The sequence below is a fragment of the Vibrio sp. SNU_ST1 genome, assembly GCF_030563405.1.
Taxonomy (GTDB): domain Bacteria; phylum Pseudomonadota; class Gammaproteobacteria; order Enterobacterales; family Vibrionaceae; genus Vibrio.
In genome coordinates this window covers 2,995,731-3,016,519 of record NZ_CP130748.1, presented here as the reverse complement: position 1 = coordinate 3,016,519, position 20,789 = coordinate 2,995,731, and the positions used below count along the sequence as shown (strand labels likewise).

The following is a 20,789-nucleotide window of genomic DNA, read 5'->3' as shown; positions in this document are numbered from 1 at the left end:
CAACCGCCTAATCCCGTATCTGATAGTGGTAACCAAGCCATTGCTTGAATTTCTTCACCACATGCAGGCTATGACGAAGCAGATCTCTGTCAGCTCGCTCCATCAGCTTGACGTTAATTTTGTTACTGCTGTGCTGCTGCGAAAGCCTTTGGGTTAAGCGCCACTTAAAGAATTGTTTGAGCGCTTCACTAAGGTTATCGGCGGTACTTTGCTCAAGCACTTTCTTACAGACCAACTGTTCAATGCGTTCGAAGGTGTTGTTTACCGTGACACCATGCTCAAGACAGAGTGCCCTCACACCATGCACGATAGGGAAAATACCACCTTGTTTGATATCGAGCCCTGACTTGGATTGTTTAACATTGCCAAATAGAGTGAGGGGGACTGAGAAGTTCAGCGCCGGTCGGCAGAATTCAGTCAGAATCAATTCTTGTCCGAGCATCAAATCATTGAGGTGCTGCTTTACGGGTTTTAATAACTCTCTATTACCTGCAACGGCGTGTGCATCCGCCATGATCGCGATATCCATCACGGTATCTGGCGTGGCTTTTTTTACCCAACGGGTGAGGGTTTGTTTCCACTCTTGTTCTGAATGCACCCATTTGGGGTTGTTGACCATCACGTTGCCCGGACATAGTGGATAGCCCAATTGCTGCAATGTATGCGTCAGGTCGTTCATGGCGCTCTGGCATTGGTGCCACTCCAAGCCATCTTGAATTATTAGCGCGTTGTCTTGATCGGTTTTGAGAATTTGTTCTCCACGGCCTTCGGAACCCAACACGATGAGACAGCAATGATTATGCAGTGCGGGTGGAATGATGAGCTCAAAAGCCTTCTCTATGATCTGTTCGTTGACCGCAGAAATCAATTCCATGATAAAGCGCGTGCGAATGCCGTTACTGAGTAAGCTCTCGACCAATTGACGCTGTTTGTTGGAGGCCATTGCCAGCTCTTCAATGCTGCTGGATCGCGCAATACGCAAAGTGAGCACGTGAGAGTGGGTGGAGAATGCACTGAGGATCTGTGTCATATCTACCATGCCAACAGCATTTCGACCATCACAAACCATCAACCTTTTTACCCGGTTTCTGGTCATGGTAATCATGGCATTAAATAAGAAATCACCTTGGTTTACGTGCATCACCGGAAATGTTGCAATCTTGCCGACGGGCGCGTCCTGTGGGAAGTTATCGAGCATTACAGCGTGCAATAAATTGGTTCTCGTGACGATCCCATACGGTAAGGTACATGATCCAAAAGCTTTTAGGCCCTCATTTTCCAAATGAACCAGCGCCGAGTCTAAGCCTTGCTCTTTTAGGATTTGAGTCACTTGGTTGATGGGTTGCCCCGGTTCAAGAATCAGTGGTGGGTGATAGATAGAGTCATCCACTTTAGTCAATATGAACTCGGCCAAATTTTGCTGTTGCTGGGCGGCTTCAATCAGTGCTTTTCGTGTTGATAGGTTGCTATCAAAGTAGGCGGCGAATTGGCCGTTGGCGTGGTAAAGCTCGAGAAAGGTATCGGTTGGCAGCAGATAACTTAATGTATCTTCCAACGCGATATATTGATGTTTGGTGTGAGGTTCAAACTGGCTGCGCACATCAAAAATATCGTCATTGGCGTAATGTGCGTAAATCTCACCATCACTGCTCGCGCGCTCTTCAACGGCTCCTTTGATCAGGATGTGCAGGTGTCTGCTCGGCCTATTTGATTCCAGTATCACCTCCTGAGAACGGTAATACACCACGTCTAATGAAGAGCGAAGCTTCAATTGTTCTGTATCGGACAGGCTATCGAAGGGTGGGTGCTGCATATTAAATTTATCAGGCATAAGCATCACAAGAAGTGGGAGTCTTTAATCAGTCTGACAAAATACCAGCGAAGCTCCAGACGACTTTAGTCTAAATGCAGGTTGGATATCGATGAAGGTGATATAGCTTAGTGCTATGTGATATCCAGACTAATTGAATATAGGAATGCTATATCAGTAAGAATTTCCTTTTTCATCCCATTCTAGATAGGCATAATTGGTGCCGCCTTTTTCTGCACACTTTATAGGTTATTTATGTTTAGTCCTTCTCCTTATGGATGGATCTCTCAGTATTTTCTTGGTTTCTTTTTTGCTTATGGCGTGTACTTGCCATTTTGGGCGTTGTGGTTTGAAGAGCAGGGCGCCTCTGCAGGAGACATCGGTGTATTGATCGGTATCGGTTTTGCAACTCGCTGTGTTGCGAACCTTGTGATTACGCCGCGCATTCATAGAGTTGAACACTTAATGCCAGCTCTGCGCTGGATGAGCTTCGCATCATTGCTGTTTGTTGGTTTCCACTTTTTCACCGGAGGCAGTTTTATACTAATGTTGCTGGCAACTGTGCTGTTCAACCTGTGTAGTGGACCGATCATTCCTCTTTCTGATGCAATGGCTAACCATTACAGCCGTCTTAAGATGCTTGACTATGGACGCACTCGCTTATGGGGCTCGATTGCCTTTATTGCGGGCTCAACCGTGGTTGGTTATTTAGTCGCACAGTTCGGCACTGATATGATTTTGTATACAGCGCTTGTTGGTGTGCTGTTGTCGTTAGTGTTGGCGATGAGAAACCCTAACGTGATGCCAGTAACGCGATCTGAGAAACAAGCAGTGCGACCAAAATTAGGTGAGTTACTGCGTGAGTCGTCTGTGGTTAAATTTTTGGCCTTGATGGCGTTGCTGCAAGGTAGCCATGCGGCTTACTACAGCTTTAGTGCGATTTACTGGAAAGAAGCGGGTCATTCAGAAGCGATTATTGGCTATTTATGGAGCCTAGGTGTTGTCGCTGAGGTGGCCGTATTTGCGTTAAGTAAGCGCTTATTCTCTGGCTGGTCAATGCGTACTCTGTTTGTGGTAGCTGCAATCGGTGTGATGGCTCGTTGGGGTATTACGGCATCAACAACGGCGATTTTCGCCTTAGTTATGGTGCAACTGCTTCATGGCGTGACGTTTGCTATGGCGCACATCGCAGCCATTCAATACATTCAATCAGAAGAACAGAATAAAATGGTCGCGCTTCAAGCGCTGTATAACGCGATCCCATTAGGGGCTGTTATCGCACTAATGACGACATTAAGTGGCTGGGGCTATGAGCTTTGGGGGGCAAACATCTTTTGGGGTATGGCCGCGATGGGGGCTCTTGCTCTGTTCATTAAGTTGGACGAGAGAAGTTCAGTGGTTGAGGTTAATCAATCAGGTTCGGAACAATTAGAATCTAACAGCAAATGCTGATAATTAGAGTCTGAAGCACAGAATTTAAGCGATTCGATTGAGTTAATGACTCATCCTTAGTTAAATGAAACCTCTCCCTTATGGAGAGGTTTTTTTATGGATGAAAAAGGGTTTTTAATGCAAGGATGGATAGTAATTCCAGTCTCTTTAGCCTATTTGGGTGTGTTATTTCTGATCGCTTGGTATGGAGACAGGCAGGTTCGTTGGCTATCGCGTTGGCGGCCATGGATCTATAGCCTTTCGATTGCAGTGTATTGTACCTCTTGGACTTTCTATGGAACGGTCGGACAGGCGAGCAATAACCCATGGTCCTTTTTACCTATCTATCTCGCCCCCATTCTGGTCTTTACGCTCGGGTGGCGGATCTTGGCGCGGTTGATCCTGATTGCAAAGCGTGAACACATCACTTCAATTGCCGATTTTATTGCGGCTCGTTATGGCAAATCTCAAGGCTTAGCGGTAGCGGTGACCGTGATCGCTGTGGTCGGTATTCTTCCTTATATCGCGCTGCAACTCCGTGGTATCACCATGGGACTAGATATTGTTGCGCCAAACCTAGCGGCTGATTTCGGCTATCAGGATTATCACGTGTCTTGGTTTGTGGTCGGTGCTTTGGCCATTTTTACTATGCTGTTTGGTACACGTCATATCGATAACACAGAGCATCACCGTGGCATGATGATGGCTGTAGCGTTTGAATCTATCGTTAAGCTTGCAGCATTCCTGATTGTTGGCCTGTTTATTATCTACCTGGCGATGAGCAGTGACAAAATTGACTTGTTTGATGTGGCGGCGTCCACCTACGAATCGCCTAATATTCCGACCTTAATTATTCATACCGTGTTGACCATGTTGGCGATTGTCTGTCTGCCGCGCCAATTCCACACCATGGTGGTTGAGAACGAACGTCCTCAAGATTTGCATACCGCTCGCTGGTTGTTTCCACTTTATTTGATTCTAATGGGCCTATTTGTGCTGCCAATTGCTTGGGCAGGACAAGGGCTGCTCACCGACATGCCGGCTGATACTTACGTGATCAGCGTGCCAATGGCTGAAGGTGCTAATCACATAGCTTTGTTGGCTTTCCTCGGAGGTACTTCGGCGGCGAGTGGAATGGTGATTGTCTCGACCATCGCATTAGCGATTATGGTATCAAATGATTTAGTGATGCCACTGTTATTGCGCCGTATGCGCCTAACTCAAAGAACCCATCGACATTTTTCAGGTCTGTTATTGGTGATTCGACGCGGGTTGATTTTACTGCTGTTACTTGGTGCTTGGTTGTTCTATCAAGCGCTCGATACCATTCACTCACTGTCGGCGATTGGCTTTCTTTCTTTTGCGGCGATTGCTCAATTCGCGCCAGCACTTATTGGTGGTTTGTACTGGCGTCCGGGTAACCGGAAGGGGGTTTATGTCGGCTTAATGGTGGGCTCGTTGATTTGGCTGATCACCCTGATGAGCCAAACCAGTATGCTGGCAGGCGACAGTGAAAGTAACCTTTTACTGTGGATTATCACGCCACCAGAGTTGCTCAACAGTTGGGAGATCAGCCGTTCAAACTGGGGGATTGTGCTGAGTATTTTGCTGAATACTTTGTGTTATGCCGTGGTTTCGATGGTGACTAGACCAAGCTTAAGTGAGCGTTTACAATCGGCTGCTTTTATTGGCACACCATTACCAGAAAATGAGAACATCAGCCTCTATCAGAGCCGTGTGACGGTTGCTGAATTAGAGATGCTGGCGTCTCGTTTTGTGGGGCGTAAGCGTGCGAAAAGTGCCTTGCAGAGTTATTGGCAACAGCACGGGCAGCCGCTACTTCCTAACCAACAAGCGCCCGCAAGCCTGATTCGACATGCAGAACGTGTGCTCGCTGGTGTATTCGGTGCATCTTCAGCTAAGTTAGTACTTACTTCGGCCTTGCAGGGCAGAAATATGCAGCTTGAGGAAGTTGCGACCATCGTTGATGAGGCCTCTGAACTGTACGATTTCAGCCGTGGTTTACTGCAAGGTGCGATTGAACATATTGGTCAAGGCATTGCAGTAATAGACAAACAAATGAGGCTGGTGGCGTGGAATCAACGTTATCTTGAGCTGTTTGAATTCCCTATTGGCTTGATTCAGGTGGGTCGACCCATTTCAGATGTAATTCGTCACAATGCTGAGCAAGGTTTGTGTGGTCCTGGTGACCCAGAAGATCACGTTCGACGTCGTGTCTATCACCTTGAGCAAGGCACACGACACACCTCTTCTCGTATTCGTCCTGATGGTAGAGTGATTGAGGTGCAAGGTAACCCAATGCCAAGTGGTGGGTTTGTCATGAGCTTTACCGACATCACGGTATTCAGACAAGCAGAGCAAGCGCTGAAAGATGCTAATGAAAGCTTGGAATCGAGAGTCCATGAACGAACTCAAGAGCTCGAGAAGCTTAACCATCGCTTGGTAAAGGCGACGCAAATCTCTGACCAAGAATCACAATCCAAGAGTCGTTTTCTTGCTGCGGTAAGCCACGATTTAATGCAGCCGCTCAATGCCGCACGTCTATTTGCGTCGTCACTTTCTGAGGTCGCAAAAGAACAAGAGGTGAAGCAGCTTTCTTCTCATATCGAAAGTGCGTTGGGTGCGGCTGAAGATCTGATTGGTGACTTACTGGATATTTCGCGATTGGAATCAGGCAAGTTGGAAACCAACATTCACGCGATTGCGGTACACGATGTGTTAACCAATTTGAATGCGGAATTTAGCGCTTTAGCGACACAGCAAAAAATACAGTTTCAGATGATTCCATCGTCACTGTTTATTCATTCTGACCCTAAGTTATTAAGACGAGTGATTCAGAACTTTTTAACCAATGCTTTTCGCTATAACCCAGAAGGGAAAGTGGTACTTGGTGCGAGACGAGTGAATGGTCAGGTACGAATCGATGTATGGGATAACGGAACCGGTATCGATGAAGACAAACAACAAGAGATCTTCGAAGAGTTTACTCGCGGTAGCCAAGTTCGTGCCGATCAAGGGTTAGGGCTAGGATTAGCCATCTCCAAAGGCATTGCTCATGTGCTTGGTCATCAAATCTCTATGCGTTCATGGCCGGGAGAAGGCAGCGTCTTTTCCATCACCTTAGCGAGAGCAGAGCAAGTGGCTCCGGTTGTGCAAGCTTCGACGCCAATGGCGACCAGTGATATCGAGCACTTGAAGATATTGTGTGTCGATAATGAGCGAGAAATTTTGGTCGGTATGGAGAACTTGATAGGGCGATGGGGATGTGAAGTTAAGACCGCTGTCGACTTAGTCGAAAGTTTGAAGTGTCTCGATGATGATTGGCAGCCGGATGTGATTTTCTCTGATTATCGTTTAGATAATGGCAGAACGGGGCTCGAAGTATTGCAGCAGTGTCGTTTGCGCCTTGGTGACTCTTTTGAAGGGGTCATTATCAGTGCAGATAGAACCGATGACATGTTGGCAGCGATAAAGGCCAACAGCTTTAGCTTTATTGCTAAGCCTGTGAAGCCACTAAAACTCAGAGCGGTTCTAAATCGGGTGAGCTAGTTAAGAGTAATCAGCTTAAATTCCTAATTAATGTACGGATGTAAAAGGCCTCGGATGAGGCCCTTTTGTGTTTCTATAGTTCTATTCTGGCTTAGCGTAGTCTCTGGCTAACCCGCAATACCACCTTGAGTTAGAGCGGTTGGGTTAAGCAACTTGCTGAGTTCTTCTCGGCTTAGGTCGGTTTCTCTCTCGGCAACATCCAGAATTGGTAAGCCTTCTTTATAAGCTTTCTTGGCAATATCCGCCGCTTTTAGGTAACCAATCACAGGGTTGAGTGCGGTCACCAGAATCGGATTCTTTGAAAGCGCTAAATCGAGATTGTCTTGGCGCACTGTGAAGGTCGCAACGGCTTTATCTGCTAAGGCGACTGAGCTGTTAGCTAAAAGATCTATACTTTCTAATACGTTATGAGCAATCACTGGCAGCATCACATTTAGTTGGAAGTTACCAGATTGGCCTGCGACAGTAATGGTGGTGTCGTTACCAATCACTTGCGCTGCCGCCATGGCTGCAGCTTCTGGAATTACAGGGTTTACCTTGCCAGGCATTATCGACGAGCCCGGTTGCAGAGCCTGCAACTCAATTTCCCCTAAGCCAGCCAGTGGGCCTGAGTTCATCCAGCGAAGATCGTTTGAGATCTTCATGATCGCAACCGCTGCCGTTTTGAGCTGGCCAGAAAATGCAACGATCGCGTCTTGGCTGCTGAGGTTAAAAAAGAAGTTTTCACTCGAGGTAAAACTGATCTTTGTCGATTGAGACAGGTTACTTGCAAACTTATCGGCAAAGCGTGGGTCGGCATTGATCCCCGTACCAACCGCAGTGCCACCTTGAGCAAGCGCCTTGACTGCTGGCAAGCTGCTTTCTATCGCTTGCTTGGCATGTTCAATCTGAAATTTCCAACCACCAAGCTCTTGATCAAAGGTAATCGGCATTGCATCCATTAGATGGGTACGGCCAGTTTTGACTACCTCAGCAAGTTCACGCTGTTTTACGGTAAGCGCCGCAGAAAGGTGGGTAAGTGCAGGCAGCAGCTTATTTTCTGCCATCAAAGCGACACTGATTTGAATCGCGGTTGGCACTACATCGTTACTGCTTTGCCCCATGTTTACGTGATCGTTCGGGTTCACGTCTCCTTGCAGGCTTCTTGAAGCGAGCGTCGCAATCACTTCGTTGGCATTCATGTTAGAGCTTGTACCAGAACCGGTTTGGTAAACATCAATAGGGAATTGCTCGAGGTGTTTACCCTCAATGATCTCTTGGCTAGCTTCGGCTATCGCGTTGGCAATATCACCTTCTAATAAACCTAACTGAGCGTTGGTATCGGCGGCGGCCTGCTTAATCAGCGCCAGTGCTTGAATGAAACTGGCTGGCATCTTGTGCGAACTAAACGCGAAGTTATCCACGGCACGTTGAGTTTGTGCTTGGAATAATGCATCGGCGGGGACTTTAACTTCGCCCATGCTGTCTTTCTCAATTCGATATTGTAGGGTCATCTTCTATCCTTGTTAGCCAAGTGGGGCTTGGACTTGTTGTAGTGTTTGGCTGATATTCAAAAAACGCGCTTGGCCTTGTGGTTGCTGGCAGTAGTGTCGTTTCAAATAAAACAGTGGCGAGTAAATAGAGTCTAGGCAGATATGACGAAAGGTGAAACTGCGGTCAGGAGACTCAATCGCTTCAATCAAATGGAAGAAGACTTGGCGCAGGTACAGCTCGCACAACAAGATGTTTTCTTGGGCGGCATGCTTTTCATAGTAAGCTGAAAGCGTGAGTGCACATTCGATATAATCTCGAATCACAAACGGCTCATGGCCTTGAACTTGTTCTAGTGAAGTAAAGCGATCCTGTGCTTTGTAAAATTTCGAATAGAGAACCTGCTGTTCTTTCATCATCATCTGCATCTCTTTATTTGGATGTTAATGATAATTATTATCAAATGATGTTTTAAAAACAACCCTTTGTTTCTCTTTTTATAAAATGAGCAGGAAAAGAAAAAGCCGATACATAAGTATCGGCTTTCTGGAATCAGTACCTAATCCCTACAATGTAAGTACTGATTCTTTTTCTAAGTGCTTACTACCTAGTCACTAAGTAGCGAGCTTCTTAATGGTCGTGAGCTTCACCTGCACCTTTCGGGTAACGGATATTCTCAACCATCTCTTGTACATCTTCAGGAACTTCAGCTGTCACTTTGTTCACTGCAATTGATACTACAAAGTTTAGACACATACCTAGCGTACCGATGCCTTCTGGGCTGATACCAAACCACCAGTTTTCCGGTGTGCTTGCTGCTGGGTTAATGAACTTGAAGTAGATGATGTAGCTTGCTGTGAAGGCAATACCTGACAACATACCTGCAATTGCGCCTTCCTTGTTCATCTTCTTGTAGAAGATACCTAGGATGATCGCTGGGAAGAAGGATGCTGCGGCTAAGCCGAAGGCAAACGCTACTACCTGTGCTACAAAGCCTGGTGGATTAATACCTAAGTAACCAGCACCGACAATCGCGATCATGGCAGCTAAACGAGCGGCTAACAGCTCCTGCTTGTCGGTCATGTTTGGTCTAAAGCCTTTCTTCAACAAGTCATGTGAAATCGACGTTGAGATTACCAATAGCAGGCCCGCGGCTGTTGATAGTGCTGCGGCTAAGCCACCGGCTGCAAGTAGTGCGACAACCCAGTTTGGTAGTTTTGCTAGTTCTGGAGAAGCCAGTACGATGATGTCACGGTTAATCTTCATCTCGTTACGTTCATCGCCCGAGTAGAACATTTTGCCATCGCCGTTCTTATCTTCCCAACCAACTAGGCCAGTGCTTTCCCAGTTTTTGTACCAGCTTGGTGCGTCTGCTGCTGCGACACCCTGCATGTCTGGACCGTTAATCGTTTCGATCATGTTTACACGAGCGAATGCTGCAACGCCAGGTGCTGTTGTGTATAGCAATGAGATGAACAGTAGAGCCCAACCCGCAGAGATACGAGCATCACGTACTTTTGGTACTGTGAAGAAACGAATGATTACGTGTGGAAGACCGGCAGTACCTACCATTAGAGCTGCACAGATGAAGAATACATCTACCATGCTCTTGTTACCTTCGGTATAGGCGGTAAATCCGAGTTCTTCTGTTAGTCCATCCAGTTTATCAAGTAGGTATACATCTGTACCTGATAGCGTTGAGCCCATACCAACTTGTGGAAGTGGGTTACCCGTCATCATGATTGAGGTAAAGATTGCTGGAACAAGGAAGGCGAAAATGAGGACACAGAATTGAGCTACCTGCGTATAAGTGATGCCTTTCATACCACCGAGTACTGCGTAGAAGAACACAATACCCATACCAATGATGATGCCTAGGTTAATATCAACTTCTAGGAAACGAGAGAATACAACGCCAACACCACGCATCTGGCCTGCAACGTACGTGAACGATACGAAGATTGCACAGAATACCGCTACCATACGTGCTGTTTTCGAGTAGTAACGTTCACCGATGAAATCAGGAACCGTAAACTGACCGAACTTACGTAGGTAAGGTGCTAAACATAGCGCAAGTAGTACATAACCACCTGTCCAACCCATTAGGTAAACCGCACCGTCGTAACCAACGAATGAGATGATACCTGCCATTGAGATGAAGGATGCTGCCGACATCCAGTCAGCGGCTGTTGCCATGCCGTTTGCTACTGGGTGTACGCCGCCGCCAGCAACGTAGAATTCACTAGTTGTTCCAGCGCGAGCCCAGATTGCGATGCCGATATATACTGCGAAAGTAATACCGACGAGAATAAACGTCCAAGTTTGAATATCCATGTTCTAGCCTCTAGTCTTCCTGTACGTTGTATTTTTTGTCGAGCGCATTCATGCGAACAACGTAAATAAATATCAGCGCCACGAAGGTGTATATCGAACCTTGTTGAGCGAACCAAAAACCTAGCTTAAATCCGCCAAATTGAATGGTATTTAGGACATCCACAAATAAGATGCCAGCGCCATAAGACACCACAAACCATACAGCGAGCAGTGTTCCCATTATTCCCAAGTTTTCCTTCCAGTAGGCTTGAGCATGTTCTGTTGATTCGAACGCCATTGCCTTCTCCTTTATTCCATTTCAGTAGAAACCGTTTCTGTAGAAAATTACAGTGTTAACGTAATGTTACGATTTAGAATGTAGCAAGGATAAGTCAAGGGATCTGTGCAACTTTAGTCGGGATGATATTGACGCTAATGTACTGAAATATGGTCGCTATGAGGCATAACCATAGAAAAGTGTGATGTTGCAATGTTGTTAAATTAGCCAAAGGTCTAACAAAAAGAGATGAATTAGACTGCGAGTCATAAAATTTAACAACTAAATGACCGAGAAACGGTATTTAGTCCTGCTTATGACACGAAGCGAAACATAAGTTTGTTATAGTAACTACGGCACTTTCACCGACCGTGCCTTGCTAAACGGCAGAAGATCAACAAGCTAGTGGCAAAAGAACAACAGGCTTAAAGCTCGAATTTTATTCTTTGGGGGAACGAATTGGACGCAATAACCATTAACCACTTATTTTTGACTGGTGCCGTACTCATCGCCCTCAGTGTACTTTTCTCACAAGTGTCCTCTCGATTGGGCGTTCCGATTCTTTTAATCTTTTTGTTCGTTGGTATGTTGGCGGGCGAAGATGGCCCCGGTGGCATTAATTTCAATGATTACTCGCTGACTTATTTGGTGAGTAACCTTGCGCTTGCCGTGATCCTGCTTGATGGTGGTATGCGAACTAAGGTCGCGAGCTTCAAGGTCGCTTTTTGGCCGTCGCTCTCACTAGCCACAATAGGCGTGGCCTGTACTGCAACCCTAACCGGCTTAATGGCGGCATGGCTGTTCGACCTGTCATTGATGCAGGGGATCTTGGTTGGTGCGATTGTCGGTTCGACCGATGCAGCCGCGGTATTTTCTTTGTTGAAAGGGCAGAGCCTCAATGAACGTGTTGGCTCAACTCTAGAGATCGAATCCGGTACCAATGACCCAATGGCTGTTTTCCTTACGGTGACTTTAATTGCGCTACTGGGCACCCCTGATGCCGAGATGGGAATGAACTTTCTACTCAAAAGCTTCGCGATGCAGTTTGGTATCGGCACCCTTGTTGGTATTGGTGGCGGTTGGCTTCTATGGAGTCTAATTAACCGAGTGCAGCTGGCCGATGGCCTTTACTCAATTCTCGTGCTTAGCGGTGGTGTGGCTCTGTTTGCGTTCTCTAACATGCTTGGTGGTAGTGGCATCTTATCGATTTACCTAGTCGGTCTGTTCATTGGTAATCGTCCAACTCGCTCTCGGCACTCTATCCTTAATGTTCTTGATGGCATGACCTGGCTAAGCCAGATCGTGATGTTCTTGGTACTGGGGCTATTGGTTACGCCATCGACATTGATGGACATTGCACTTCCTGCGTTAGCATTGGCTTTCGGTATGATTTTGTTTGCTCGTCCAGTGTCGGTTTGGTTGGGTTTACTGCCGTTCAGAAGCTTTACCACCAAAGAACGTTGGTTTGTTTCTTGGGTAGGTTTACGTGGTGCTGTGCCGATCATTTTGGCAGTGTTCCCGATGATGGCTGGCCTGCCCAATGCTCAGCTTTACTTCAATATCGCCTTCTTCGTGGTTATGGTTTCGCTGATTGTTCAGGGCGGTAGTTTGATGAAAGTTGCGAGGTTGGCTCAGGTGACCTTACCACCGACACCAACACCGATTTCTCGTACCGGCATTGAGATTTATCCGACCAGTGAGTGGGAGATGTTTGTCTACAAGCTGAAAGAGGAAAAGTGGTGTGTTGGTGAACCGCTTAAGCGTTTGTCTATGCCTGAAGGGACACGAATTACTGCACTGTTTAGAAAAGATGCTTTGCTTCACCCATCGGGTAGCACCGTGTTAGAGGCGAACGATATTCTCTGTGTACTTGGCCAAGATAAAGACCTAGAGAGCTTAAGTGCGCTATTCAGTGAGGCTCCTCTAGCTGAAGAGGCCGCTCGATTCTTTGGTGATTTCTTCCTTGAGGTTGGATTATCAATTGCAGCCGTTAGTGACTGCTATGGTATTGAATTGGGCTCGGAAGAAGAGCGAGACATGACCCTAAAAGAATTGGCTGAACGAGAGTTAGGCGCGCATCCAGTACTGGGCGATAGTTTTGTGTGGCATGACATTACTTGGGTAGTTGCAGAGATAGATGATCATAAAGTCGTCAAGCTGGGTTTATGTTTGCCTAAGACGACTTTAGAAGAGGATATCAGTGAAGCTTAGTTGTGGACTTCTTGTAGCAAGATAACTGCCTGAGTTCGGTTTTTCACATCCAGTTTACGGAAGATGGCTGTCATATGTGCCTTGATGGTCGCTTCCGAAACATTCAATTCATACGCGATTTGCTTGTTCAGCAGGCCGTCTGAAAGCATCCCTAAAACCTTGTATTGCTGAGGCGTCAGTGTGGAAAGCTTTTCCGCAAGGTCGCTACAGGCTGCATTGTTGGTGATAAGCCCTTCAGGGAAGAACGGGTCGCCATTCAGCACTTGATTCAGTGCGCTCACCAATTCACGCATATCGCTCGATTTAGGAATAAAGCCAAAGGCACCGTGGCTTTTCACTTGAGTTACAACGCTGGCATCCTCGCTGGCTGAGATCACCACAATCGGTAAATCTGGATATTCAGCACGCAGTTGAATTAAGCCTGACATCCCGTTTGCTCCCGGCATTTTAAGGTCGAGAAGCAACAGGTCAGGTTCCTCTTCTTTTTTCAGCAGAGTCAGTAAGGCATCGAGAGAATCGGCCTCAAGCAGGTTCGCACCGCTGATCGCCATATGAACTGACTGAAACAGGGCGTTGCGAAAGAGAGGGTGGTCATCAGCAATGATGATGGTATAGGTCGAGTCCATGACGTTCATACTTTTAACAATTTAGTTAATATTTATTATCATCCTGATTGAGTATGTGGACAATATTTATGCATTAAAAGTCTGAACCATATCGACTTTTATCCCCAGAATAAGAAAGCGTTACTCTGAATAGCAAAAAAGCCGCACTGCCATCTCGTTACGGAGGGGCGGTGCGGCTTTCGTTTAGGCGGATATTCCCGTGAATATTGCCGTTATAGCTGGTGGTTTTGCATATGTTTCAAGAATACATCGGCAGGCATAAAACCGGTGACACGAGCATTTGGAACATGGTTACCCTTGCTGTCCCAGAACTCAATTGTTGGCAAACCGAGTACCTGTAATTGTTTAAGCAGTTCAATGTCTTGAGGCATGTTTTTCGTTACGTCAGCCTGAAGTAGTACAAAGTTAGAAAGCTTGTTCTCAACATCAGCTTGGTGGAAGGTGTACTTCTCAAACTCTTTACATGCCACACACCAATCGGCGTAGAAATCGAGCATCACTGGCTTGCCGAGTTTCTTGGCTTCAATCAGCTGTATCTCTAACTCTTCAACCGTGTTAACGCGTGCAAATTGGATTTGTTGCTCAACCACAACGCTCTTTTCTGCGAACCAGTAATTCAATGCAGGTTGCGCTGAAGCGAATAGTCCGAGCATCGCGATGATACCCACAGCGCTTTGCTTCCAGCCGCCAAATGGCAGTGCATTCTTGCTGTGGTAAAGCCAACCAAAGGCGATGAAGCCTAGTCCGGACCAAAGTACCGTTGCCCACAATTCAGGAATAATTCGCTCTAGCAGGAAGATAGGCGCTGCCAGTAAGATAAAGCCGAATACGATCTTCACCTTGTCCATCCAACTGCCTGCTTTTGGCAGCAGCTTATTACCAAATACCGCAACCAAGATCAGCGGGATACCCATACCCATCGCTAACGCATAAAGAGCGATCGCTCCGGTTAATAGGTCACTACTTTGAGCGACATACAGTAATGCGCCTGACAGTGGCGCTGTGGTACAAGGTGAACACACCAAGCCAGAGATAGCGCCCATTGCGAACACGCCCAAGGTATTGCCACCTTGTTGCTTGTTACTTTGGTTGTTAAGCCAAGTTTGGATACTGCTTGGTAGTTGTAGGTTATAAACGCCGAACATCGACATCGCCAACGTCACGAACAGAACACTCAGCGCGATTAATACGTAAGGATGTTGCATCGCAGCTTGGAACTGCATGCCTGCTGAAGCAACCACTAAACCCAATAAGGTGTAGGTCAGCGCCATGCCTTGTACGTAGATGAAGGACAGCATCAGCGCACGGCCTTGGCTGAGCTTGCCGCCACCCAATACGATACCTGTCAGAATTGGGTACATAGGCAGAACACACGGCGTAAAGGCTAAGCCAACACCGAGTGCAAGGAATAATAATGGAGTCCACCAACTGTCACCGAGCTTATCGGCTAAGCCTGCTTCTTTTGATACGGGCGTATTGGTTTGTTGAGTAGTATTGCTTGCTGCGTCAGCTGTAGGAGAGGAGGGTTGCACTGATTTGTCAGCTTCACCAGATGAATCTTGTGAGACACCGCTGCTTTGCTCATCACTACTTTTCATATCCCCAGAGCTCGTCGCAGTAAACGGTTCAATGTCGATTACTCGAATCTCTGGTGGGTAACAGAAACCAGCATCTGCACAGCCTTGATATTTTACGATCAGCTGTGAGCCATCTTGGTAACTCTGTAGAGGAACTTGCACGAATAACGGCTGAGTATAAATGCTCACCTCACCGAAGAATTCATCTTGGTGTGGTTGGCCATTTTTCATTTCAACATTGCCGATAGTAAGATTTTGGCCAGTGAACGAGAGGCTATGTTGATAGAGGTAGTAGCCCTCTTTTACTTGCCAGTCGAGAAGGACCTTACCGTCTTGCTGGTAGTAATTGAAAGGGAAAGCCTGGTCTACAGGGACAAAACCGTTGTTATTGCCTCCGAAGCTTGGCTCGGCGTTGTCGTTTCCAAAAAGCGCCCACGCAGGCTGGGTGAACAGGGAAACACAAACAAAAAGTAATGTGGCAAGTCGTCGCATACTATTTAGTCATCAAAATGGAGTTGAAGGTATCTTAACTCAATCAGACCGTAATAGTTTGTGATTAGTTTCATCGGTAAACAAATATCCCCTAAGGCGGGTGGGCTATTTTTTTAGGCAGTCGAGAGAGTGTCAGTCGCTCAACATGAGTTGTCAGCTTTTGCCAATAAGACATTTAGGCAACACCCAAGCGTGCTCTTACTACTTGTTCGCAAGCATCTATATTCGTGGTGTCTTTCGGAATAATTAACACCGTGTCGTTACCACCAACAGTTCCGATAATTTCTGTATGTGGGTCGATATCAACCAATCTTGCGACCAACTGTGCGCAACCAGGGTTTGTTTTTACGATCACCATTGCTTGGTTGTGAGTAATTAATTCGATTTGTGATGAGATTGACGCATCGACACGTACCGGTGCGCTTTCTACGGTGATGCAGTAAACCTTTTTACCACAGGCGTTCTGGATTTTGACAACACCGAGTTGTGACAAAATACGAGACACAGTCGACTGGCTAATACCTGTATAACCAATGTCGACGAGTTTCTCTCGCAGCTGGTTCTGGGTCGAGAAGCTTTGCTGTTGTAGTAAGCGTTTGCACGCTGCAGTCAGTGTTTTATCTTCAGCTGAATACAAGCAACCGTGCTCAGTGATTTGGTTCATGAACAACTCCTTAAAGCCAACGTGTGGGTATCGCTTGTCCATAGCGCAGAACGCACTCCCAAAGCCGTAGAGTACGATTGTTAATTAGGGCTTACCGATGAATCCCGAAATAAATAGGAAGGGTATGCGTGATGTATGATCTTCTATTCATTCAGTCTACCACTAAAGAATAGTTATCTTTTTGAAGGTGATCACCAAACAAAATTCTGGTCATTTGCTTTTTTTGTGGAATTTTATTCTTTGGGTAAGTGGATATTTATTCCGGGTTGGGAATAAATATCCATGTAATTTGAGCTGTTTCCTTTACGGAGGTAAGAGCGCTAAGGGCTAGCGGATTTCACTCATGATCTCGCGAGAGAATACTTTTTCACAATAGTGACATTTTAGTTGTACTTTTTCCTGTTTTAGCTGCACTTTAAAGCTACTTTCAACGGGTTCACCGTGCGAGATACAGTTGCTATTAGGGCAAGAGTACACACTGTTGATTTGGTCTGGCAGTGCTAATGTTAGCTTATTAACCACCTTGTACTCTTCAATCTGATTTACCGTCGCTTGCGGCGCATACAGAGCCAATTGGTTGGCTTGTTCCTTGGTCAGAAAGATGTTCTCAATCTTGATTAGATCTTTATGACCAAGCGCAGATGATGGCAGATTCAATCCCATGGTGATGCGTTGTTCTGTTTTGTGTAGCTTAAACAGTTTTAGGATTTTGATACCAAGATGAGCAGGGATGTGGTCAATCACGCTGCCGTTACGGATCGCTTCTACTTGTAGCTGAGTTTGTTTAACCATGACTGTATCTCCTGCTTATAAAGTGTCGTTTAGAACTAGGGCCAATAGGGCTTCGCGAGCGTATACACCGTTTTCAGCTTGTTCAAAGTAGTAAGCGTGTGGCGTTTTATCTACGTCGGTTGTGATTTCATCGACGCGTGGTAATGGGTGAAGCACCTTCATGTTCTGGCGTGCATCTTTCAAGGTATCGGCAGTTAGAATGTAAGCCGACTTCATGTGCGCGTATTCTGACGCATCAAAGCGCTCTTTCTGTACGCGAGTCATGTACAGGACATCCAGTTCAGGCACCACTTCTTCAATGCTGCTGTGGGTGCTGTATTGGATGCCCATCTCTTCCAATTCTTCACAGATGTAATCAGGCATCGCTAACACTTCTGGCGCGATAAAGAAGAAACGCACGTTATTGAATTTTGATAGTGCTTGCGTCAATGAGTGTACGGTACGGCCATATTTTAGGTCGCCGACGAAAGCCACATTGAGGTTATCGAGCGTGCCTTGCGTTTCGTAAATCGAGAACAGATCCAATAAGGTTTGCGTTGGGTGTTGGTTTGCACCGTCGCCACCATTCACAATTGGCACACCGTTAGAAAATTCAGACGCTAAGCGTGCTGCACCTTCTTGTGGATGACGCATTACAAAGGCATCCACGTAAGATGAAATAACTTGAACGGAATCAGCAAGTGTTTCGCCTTTTTTTGCCAGGGATGTGTTGCCGCCATTATCAAAGCCGATGACTGTGCCACCAAGGCGTTGAACTGCGGTTTCAAATGAAAGGCGAGTTCGAGTTGAAGGCTCAAAGAAGCAGCTCGCAACGACTTTATTTTTCAGCAGCTCAGGGTTTGGCTCTGCTTTGAGTCTTGCTGCAGTATCGACGATAAGCTCCAGTTCATCACGAGATAGCTCTGGAATGGAGATGATGTGCTTGTTAAATAACGAATGCGCCATAACGGGTCTTCCTTTTTCTATGCATACAGTCAAATTGCGGACAAAAAAAAGCCCCCTAAAAATAGGAGGCTTCGAAACGATCAATAGAGCAAAATAAAAATGACACCAACGCCGTTCTAAGGCGTATTGGCTGACAATCATGTGCGAAAAAATTGCGGTTCATTTTTTGCTCTCTTAAGACAAATTGCGGAGGATTATACTCAGATAAAAAGGCCATGCAATACTTTCTGTAAAGTATTCATTTAATGGATTTTTATGCGAGATTACGTCCATTTTAAACTCCCATTTAAGTCTTTGTTGGGGCTGAGACTTACAGGGTTTTCCAGGAAGTTATCTCTTCAACCGCATGAAAAAAAATGCGAGTTTTATTCAAGGTCAAAACCCCAAGAACGCCACCCGCATTTCCCTGTCATTGCACTTAACTCATCAATGTATTTCGAACAAGTGAGTGCTTAGCTTCTTAATTTTTTACTTCTTAACTGCTTAATTTCTTAGCTGCCTAATGTCGCAACCATTACTGCTTTGATCGTGTGCATGCGGTTTTCTGCTTCATCGAACACGATAGAGTATTCAGACTCAACCACTTCATCTGTTACTTCAACACCGTCTTTTAGCTGTGGATATTCAGCAGCAAGTTGTTTACCTACTGTTGTATCTTCACCGTGGAAAGCCGGTAGGCAGTGCATGAATTTCACATGTGGGTTGCCCGTTGCTTTGATCATGTCCATGTTGACTTGGTAAGGCATCATTAGGTTGATACGCTCAGCCCACGCTTCTTTTGCTTCGCCCATTGATACCCAAACGTCGGTGTATAGGAAGTCACAACCTTGCACGCCTTCTTGAACATCTTCTGTTAGTGTAATTTTGCCGCCAGTGTGCTCTGCAATCTCACGACACTCAGCCAATAGCTCTTCTTGTGGCCAGAATTGTTTTGGAGCAACAAGGCGAATATCCATACCCATTTTCGCAGCGCCAACCATTAGAGAGTTACCCATGTTGTTGCGAGCATCACCTAGGTAAGCAAACTTGATTTCATGCAGTTGCTTGCCACGGCCGTATTCCGTCATAGTTAGGAAGTCAGCTAGGATTTGTGTTGGGTGGAATTCGTCAGTCAGGCCATTCCATACAGGAACGCCAGCGTAAGCGCCTAGCTCTTCAACGATTTCTTGACCAAAGCCGCGGTATTCGATGCCATCGTACATACGGCCTAGAACGCGAGCTGTATCTTTCATAGATTCTTTGTGGCCAATTTGAGAGCCAGATGGGCCTAAGTAAGACACGCGAGCACCTTGGTCGAATGCCGCTACTTCGAATGCACAGCGAGTACGAGTTGAGGTTTTCTCAAAGATAAGCGCAATGTTTTTGCCAGTCAGTGTTGGCTGTTCGTAACCGTTGTACTTCGCTTTTTTTAGCTCCATAGAAAGATCTAACAAGTGTTGAATTTCGCGTGGAGTGAAATCTAGTAGTTTTAGGAAGTTACGATTGCGTAGGTTAAAAGCCATGATGTATTCCTTCTTAGATTTAGGCGCTTCCTTGTTACAGGGAAATAAAATTCAAGAAAGCGCGATTCAATTTTTAGTTAAAGTTGTTCGGTTTTGTTTCGTTTGATTCTGTTTTCGTAAGCTTTAAAAGCGCTCAAGATTTAAGGTTCTCAAGCTTTTAGTTTTTCAAGATGATAAAACTCGTTAGTGCATTAACCTTTGGTGATATTGGTGCCCGCTTGGCCTTGCAGGATTTGCAAACCATCTTCGAGTGCGCCGATACCCACTACTTTGCCGCCTTGCTGAATGAACTCGCACGATGCTTCAATTTTTGGCCCCATTGAGCCTGCATCAAATGTAAACTTCGCCAATTCACTTGGTGTAGTACTGCGCAGTGCGTGTTGAGTCGGTTTGCCCCAATCAAGATAAACAGCGTCAGCATCGGTCAAAATAAGCAGCGCATCCGCATCCAATTGTTTCGCTAGGAAAGCCGCTGACATGTCTTTGTCGATAACCGCTTCAACGCCGACTAATTTGCCATTTTCTTTTTTCACTGGGATGCCACCACCGCCAGTACAAATTACGAGGTGACCCGCATCGATAAGCTGTGTGATCGCTTCGTGCTCAACAATGCCGGTAGGGCGTGGGCTTGGTACCACGCGACGGAAATGTTGGCCGTCAGGTTTTACGATCCAGTGGAATTTCTCCGCTAACTCACGCGCTTCTGCTTCTTCGTAGATCGGGCCAATTGGCTTGGTTGGATCTGCGAATGCAGGATCATTTGGATCAACGGTCATTTGCGTCAACATGCATGAGATGTTGCGGTCTGGCAGGTAGTTTTTGAACTCTTGCATCAGCATGTAGCCGATCATGCCTTGAGTCTCACTGCCCAATACATCCAACGGATACGGGTTTACTTTTTTGTACTCCAAACCTTGCAGAGCAAGTAAGCCAACTTGTGGGCCATTACCGTGCACTAGAACCACGTTGTACACTTTCGCGATTTCAGAGATGGTTTTAACAGCCGTTTCAATATTACGGCGTTGAACATCGGCTTCTAACGGCTCACCGCGACGAAGTAGGGCATTACCGCCGAGTGCAACAACAACAGTTTGCTTAGTCATAATTGT

15 protein-coding genes are annotated in these 20,789 nt (G+C 46.2%); 3 read left to right on the top strand and 12 right to left on the bottom strand.

The window, feature by feature from the left end:
* Positions 1 to 7 precede the first annotated feature (7 nt).
* Positions 8 to 1,837 (bottom strand): DUF294 nucleotidyltransferase-like domain-containing protein, encoded by a 1,830-nt coding sequence (locus tag Q5H80_RS13390; RefSeq protein WP_304569421.1) that lies wholly within the window; start codon positions 1,835 to 1,837, stop codon positions 8 to 10.
* Positions 1,838 to 2,065: 228 nt separating this feature from the next.
* Between Q5H80_RS13390 and Q5H80_RS13385 the strand changes: the two genes are divergently transcribed.
* Complete coding sequence (locus tag Q5H80_RS13385; RefSeq protein WP_304565522.1) at positions 2,066 to 3,262, top strand: 3-phenylpropionate MFS transporter; 1,197 nt, start codon at positions 2,066 to 2,068, stop codon at positions 3,260 to 3,262.
* A 117-nt stretch (positions 3,263 to 3,379) separates the two neighbouring features.
* Positions 3,380 to 6,811: a PAS domain-containing hybrid sensor histidine kinase/response regulator gene (locus tag Q5H80_RS13380; RefSeq protein ID WP_304565520.1), complete on the top strand. Its 3,432-nt coding sequence runs from the start codon at positions 3,380 to 3,382 to the stop codon at positions 6,809 to 6,811.
* A gap of 107 nt (positions 6,812 to 6,918) precedes the next feature.
* On the opposite strand, the gene Q5H80_RS13375 is transcribed toward Q5H80_RS13380, so the two are convergent.
* The 4 genes from Q5H80_RS13375 to Q5H80_RS13360 all read right to left on the bottom strand — a co-directional run bounded on the left by Q5H80_RS13375 (position 6,919) and on the right by Q5H80_RS13360 (position 10,892).
* Entirely contained in the window at positions 6,919 to 8,304 is a 1,386-nt protein-coding gene (locus Q5H80_RS13375) for a lyase family protein (protein ID WP_304565518.1), read from the bottom strand.
* 12 nt (positions 8,305 to 8,316) lie between these two features.
* Positions 8,317 to 8,703 carry a hypothetical protein gene (locus tag Q5H80_RS13370; RefSeq protein WP_304565517.1) on the bottom strand — a complete coding sequence of 129 codons (387 nt, stop codon included), beginning with the start codon at positions 8,701 to 8,703 and terminating at the stop codon, positions 8,317 to 8,319.
* Between the two features lie 208 nt (positions 8,704 to 8,911).
* Positions 8,912 to 10,615 carry a sodium:solute symporter family protein gene (locus tag Q5H80_RS13365; RefSeq protein ID WP_304565515.1) on the bottom strand — a complete coding sequence of 568 codons (1,704 nt, stop codon included), beginning with the start codon at positions 10,613 to 10,615 and terminating at the stop codon, positions 8,912 to 8,914.
* A gap of 10 nt (positions 10,616 to 10,625) precedes the next feature.
* Complete coding sequence (locus tag Q5H80_RS13360; protein ID WP_304565514.1) at positions 10,626 to 10,892, bottom strand: DUF4212 domain-containing protein; 267 nt, start codon at positions 10,890 to 10,892, stop codon at positions 10,626 to 10,628.
* 438 nt (positions 10,893 to 11,330) lie between these two features.
* On the opposite strand from Q5H80_RS13360, the gene Q5H80_RS13355 reads away from it, so the two are divergent.
* Complete coding sequence (locus tag Q5H80_RS13355; RefSeq protein WP_304565512.1) at positions 11,331 to 13,082, top strand: potassium/proton antiporter; 1,752 nt, start codon at positions 11,331 to 11,333, stop codon at positions 13,080 to 13,082.
* Here Q5H80_RS13355 and Q5H80_RS13350 read toward each other — a convergent pair.
* The 7 genes from Q5H80_RS13350 to arcC all read right to left on the bottom strand — a co-directional run bounded on the left by Q5H80_RS13350 (position 13,079) and on the right by arcC (position 20,783).
* Complete coding sequence (locus tag Q5H80_RS13350; RefSeq protein WP_304565510.1) at positions 13,079 to 13,708, bottom strand: response regulator transcription factor; 630 nt, start codon at positions 13,706 to 13,708, stop codon at positions 13,079 to 13,081. The two genes, Q5H80_RS13355 and Q5H80_RS13350, sit on opposite strands and share 4 nt — an antisense overlap.
* Positions 13,709 to 13,920: 212 nt before the next feature.
* A complete protein-coding gene (locus Q5H80_RS13345) occupies positions 13,921 to 15,777 on the bottom strand; it encodes a protein-disulfide reductase DsbD (protein ID WP_304565508.1) in 1,857 nt (618 codons plus the stop codon).
* Between the two features lie 175 nt (positions 15,778 to 15,952).
* Entirely contained in the window at positions 15,953 to 16,441 is a 489-nt protein-coding gene (locus tag Q5H80_RS13340; RefSeq protein WP_009844705.1) for an arginine repressor, read from the bottom strand.
* Positions 16,442 to 16,768: 327 nt separating this feature from the next.
* Entirely contained in the window at positions 16,769 to 17,233 is a 465-nt protein-coding gene (gene pyrI / locus Q5H80_RS13335) for an aspartate carbamoyltransferase regulatory subunit (RefSeq protein WP_304565504.1), read from the bottom strand.
* 15 nt (positions 17,234 to 17,248) lie between these two features.
* A complete protein-coding gene (gene pyrB / locus Q5H80_RS13330) occupies positions 17,249 to 18,178 on the bottom strand; it encodes an aspartate carbamoyltransferase (protein WP_004729720.1) in 930 nt (309 codons plus the stop codon).
* Positions 18,179 to 18,669: 491 nt separating this feature from the next.
* Entirely contained in the window at positions 18,670 to 19,680 is a 1,011-nt protein-coding gene (gene argF, locus Q5H80_RS13325; protein WP_139685897.1) for an ornithine carbamoyltransferase, read from the bottom strand.
* A 191-nt stretch (positions 19,681 to 19,871) separates the two neighbouring features.
* Positions 19,872 to 20,783: a carbamate kinase gene (gene arcC / locus Q5H80_RS13320; RefSeq protein ID WP_009844708.1), complete on the bottom strand. Its 912-nt coding sequence runs from the start codon at positions 20,781 to 20,783 to the stop codon at positions 19,872 to 19,874.
* Positions 20,784 to 20,789: the final 6 nt, after the last annotated feature.